This is a genomic window from Sodalis sp. (in: enterobacteria), from assembly GCF_047607725.1.
Taxonomy (GTDB): Bacteria; Pseudomonadota; Gammaproteobacteria; order Enterobacterales; family Enterobacteriaceae; genus JBLKSS01.
This window is the reverse complement of sequence record NZ_JBLKSS010000247.1, coordinates 1-3,647: the sequence shown is the minus strand read 5'-3', so window position 1 is coordinate 3,647 and position 3,647 is coordinate 1. Positions and strand designations below refer to the sequence as shown.

Genomic DNA, 3,647 nt, shown 5'->3' with positions numbered 1-3,647 from the left:
GTCATTGATACCGTTATCCCGTGCCAGCTTGGCAATGGATACGCCGGGCTGGAGCGCCTGCTCAACCAGCTTAATATTAAAGTCCAGCGGGAAATTGGGACGATGTCTTGAGGGTTTTGGTGGGGTTTGTTTCATGAATTGCGCCCATTAAAAAAATAATGGACATCATTTTCAATAACTTGATGGGGAATTAACAGACGGCGCTGGGCGTACGCTTACTTAATCGCGCTGGTCCTCTACGGGCTGCTGCTGCCCATTGTCCAGGCGACGATTGCCGGTATCGAGACGGTGCCTGCGTCCTTGCATGACATCGTGACCGGGGCGGGCATGAGCCGCGGGCAAATTCTGCGACGGCTGGAACTGCCGCTGGCGGAGCCCATTATCATCAGCGGCATTCGGACGTCGGTGATTATCAACATTGGCACCGCCGCGATAGCGTCCACCGTGGGCGTAAAAAGCCTGGGCTCACCGATTATTATCGGACTGAGCGGCTTCAATACCGCCTATGTGCTGCAGGGCGCGCTCTTGGTGGCGGCGCTACTGGCGATCATCAGCGATATGCTGTTTGAACGCTGGCTGCGGGCGCTTGACGTCAGCTATGGACGATGATGATATAACCCGCCAGCATGACGCCGCCGATGGCGCCGAGCGAGAGCAGGGAAATCACGCCGAAAACGGCGGTTTTGATAAGCTTCATGGGCATCCTTATATGCATAGCCTCCGTCATTATAAATGTTCGCCGCAACGATACAAGGCTGATGCCGCGGCGCCGTCGCGCCAGGTGGCGGTCAACGAGCCTGCATTCTCCGCCGCCGCGGCCGGCTGGGCGGGTGGGCAGGTCCGCGACGCGCGATGGCCGATGAGCCGAGGTCAGTCGACGATGCGGGGGAACGCTGATGAGCGGGCATGTGCCGTTGACGGAGGCCGCCAGGTGACCACGCTGCTGCCGCTCCAGATCCGTTTGGCGTCGCCGCAGTGTGCGGCGGCGCGCACGCTGATGGATGAACTCTCCGCCGCGCTGACCGTCCTGACCGGCGACGACGGCCGCGCCGTGTTTGATCCGGCGCAGACGGTCGGCAAGGGAGGCTGTTTCGCCATCGCCTATGCCGAGTCCGACGGCGTCGCGCTGGGCTGCGGCGCTCTGCGTCCGCTGGCGTCCGATGTGGTAGAGCTAAAACGCCTCTATGCCCCCCCGGGCACCCGGGGGGTGGGCGCCGCATTGCTGTCGTTTCTGGAACAGCAGGCGCGGGCGCGGGGCTACCGGCAGATCTGGTTGTCGACCCGGCAGGTGAATTGGCGTGCGGTGCATTTTTATCGCCGTCACGGATACCTGCCGGKGGCGCCTTACCGGCACTATCGCGACCGGCCGGAATCGCTATGTTTGGGAAAAGCCCTGTAGTTTTATACAGCACAAAGCTGACGCCGCGCCGCGACTGTGGGACAATGCCGCATTCCCAAGCGATAAGGCCTCAACGATGGCGTTCTCCGTAGCAACCAAAGCGCAAATCCACGACTGGTACAAAGCGCTACAGCGGCACATTCCCGATTTTATCCCCCGTGAACCGCAGCGGCAGATGATAGCGGAAATCGCTCGCGCGCTGGCGGGGGATATCGAACGCCATCTGGTGATCGAAGCGCCCACCGGCGTCGGCAAAACGCTGTCGTATCTGATTCCGGGCATCGCCATCGGCCGTGCCGAGCAAAAATCGCTGGTGGTGAGCACCGCCAATGTCGCCCTGCAGGATCAGATCTTCAGTAAGGATCTGCCGCTGCTGAGAAAGCTCATACCGGATTTGACCTTTATCGGGGCCTTCGGCCACCGGCGTTATGTCTGCCCGCGCAATCTGGCGGCGGATGGCGTCAGCCAGGGCGATCTGCTGCTGTTTCTTGATGACCCGCTGGCCCCCGCCAGCGGCGCCGAACATCAGCAATGCGTGGCGCTGCAAAAGTCGCTGAGCAACGCCAGCTGGGACGGCCTGCGCGCTCACTATCCCCAGGCCGTGAGCGATCCGCTCTGGGCCAGGCTCAGCACCGATAAAGCGAACTGTCTCGGACATAATTGCCACTATTTCCACGACTGTCCGTTTTATTTGGCGCGCAAAGAGATCGAAAACGCCGATGTGGTGGTGGCCAATCATGTGCTGGTCATGGCGGCGCTGGAAAGCGAGTCCGTGCTGCCGGAGGCGAAAAACATGCTGCTGGTGCAGGGGGATAAGCCCCGTTACCGTCTGGTGGAGGAACATCGCCGGCGCGTTGAACGTGGGCGGACCAGCGTACTTTTGGGGCTGCAATCCTTCGCCGAAGGGTTGGATCTAAAAGGGGAGTTGCTCACCCAGGTACACATTCATAAGGTGGCTTTTCCGCCGGTGGACAGTCCGGTTATATTGACCGAGGGCGAGTGGCTGAAAACTCAGCAGCGCCATCCGTTTGAGGTACAGAGTTTACCCAGCGCCTCTTTCAATTTGATTCAGCAGGTCGGCCGTCTTATCCGCAGCCACGACTGCCATGGCGAGGTGATCATTTATGATCGGCGGTTGTTGACCAAATCCTATGGCGCACGCTTGCTGGCGGCGCTGCCGGTATTTCCTATCGTCCAGCCGGCGCTTGCCCCACCGACGGCCGCAAGCGCGCAATCGGCAGCGCCGGGCGACTAAGAGCCGTTAACGCGCGGCCAGATGAATTGTTATTGCGTCGAGAGCACGATAAAGTCGGCTCTGTAAGGTGTAGGCTGAAATGTTCAGGAGAGCCACATGTATATTCCTCCCGCGTTCCGACAGACGGACGCCGAAGCGCAGCGCGCCCTTATCGCGGCCCATCCGCTGGCGCAGCTGATAAGCCTCGGCGAACAGGGCTTGCAGGTGGATCCGCTGCCGCTGCTGCTGGACCGCTATCCCGACGGCGCCTGGCGGCTGCGCGGGCATTTGGCGCGCGCCAATCCTCACGGTAAATCCCTGGCGCGCGATGGCGCCTGTCTGGCGATTTTTCAAGGGGAGGCAGGCTATATTTCCCCCGGCTGGTATGCGGCCAAGGCGGAGCACGGCAAAGTCGTGACGACCTGGAATTACCAGACGGTGCATTGCCACGGCCAGGCGCAGGTGATAAACGACCCGGCATGGCTGATGGCGTTGCTGCAGGCGTTGACCGACAACCAGGAGGCGCCGCGACAGGTGCCCTGGCGCATCGAAGATGCGCCCCCGGACTTTATCGACACCCAGATAGGCGCTATTGTGGGGATAGACATTCGCGTGACGCGCACGGAGGCAAAATGGAAATTGAGCCAAAACCGCAGCCGTGCGGACCGCGACGGCGCGATAGCCGGGCTTATGGCCGACGATAATGGGCCGCTGGCCCGGGAGATGGGGCGCGGCTAACAGGCCTATCCCCCGGCATGAACAGGTGATGAATGGATTACAACAAAATTATTAAAGAGATCGGGCGCGGCAAACATCATGTAGCGATGTAAAATATTTTGGACTAATTTGCAGACAATTCTGGACTCATCTAAACTATAAAAAATGGCTATTTTGGACAGTCCAGAATTGTTTGCAAAAAAGGAAATCAGGCGAAATTACGAATGATCAACTCTCGCTTGTAATGGCGGTTGCTGCCCAATGAGTATTTTATGTCGACAACATCGATATGAAGAT

At 59.5% G+C, this 3,647-nt stretch carries 3 protein-coding genes and 1 pseudogene; all 4 read left to right on the top strand.

From position 1 onward, the window contains the following. Positions 1 to 219: 219 nt before the first annotated feature. A pseudogene (locus ACMX3H_RS17640) lies at positions 220 to 609 on the top strand (ABC transporter permease); the annotation flags it as partial. Next, complete coding sequence (locus ACMX3H_RS17635; RefSeq protein WP_415211733.1) at positions 599 to 1,399, top strand: GNAT family N-acetyltransferase; 801 nt, start codon at positions 599 to 601, stop codon at positions 1,397 to 1,399. The pseudogene ACMX3H_RS17640 and the gene ACMX3H_RS17635, both read left to right, overlap by 11 nt. 76 nt (positions 1,400 to 1,475) lie before the next feature. Then, the gene (locus ACMX3H_RS17630) at positions 1,476 to 2,654 is read left to right on the top strand and encodes a helicase C-terminal domain-containing protein (RefSeq protein WP_415211732.1); all 1,179 of its coding nucleotides are present in this window, start codon (positions 1,476 to 1,478) and stop codon (positions 2,652 to 2,654) included. Between the two features lie 96 nt (positions 2,655 to 2,750). Continuing rightward, a complete protein-coding gene (locus tag ACMX3H_RS17625; protein WP_415211731.1) occupies positions 2,751 to 3,371 on the top strand; it encodes an FMN-binding negative transcriptional regulator in 621 nt (206 codons plus the stop codon). Positions 3,372 to 3,647 lie beyond the last annotated feature (276 nt).

Bases quoted from the DNA above. Each gene is read 5' to 3' on its own strand.
- ACMX3H_RS17630 (WP_415211732.1), top strand. From the start codon at position 1,476: ATGGCGTTCTCCGTAGCAACCAAAGCGCAAATCCACGACTGGTACAAA.
- ACMX3H_RS17625 (WP_415211731.1), top strand. From the start codon at position 2,751: ATGTATATTCCTCCCGCGTTCCGACAGACGGACGCCGAAGCGCAGCGC.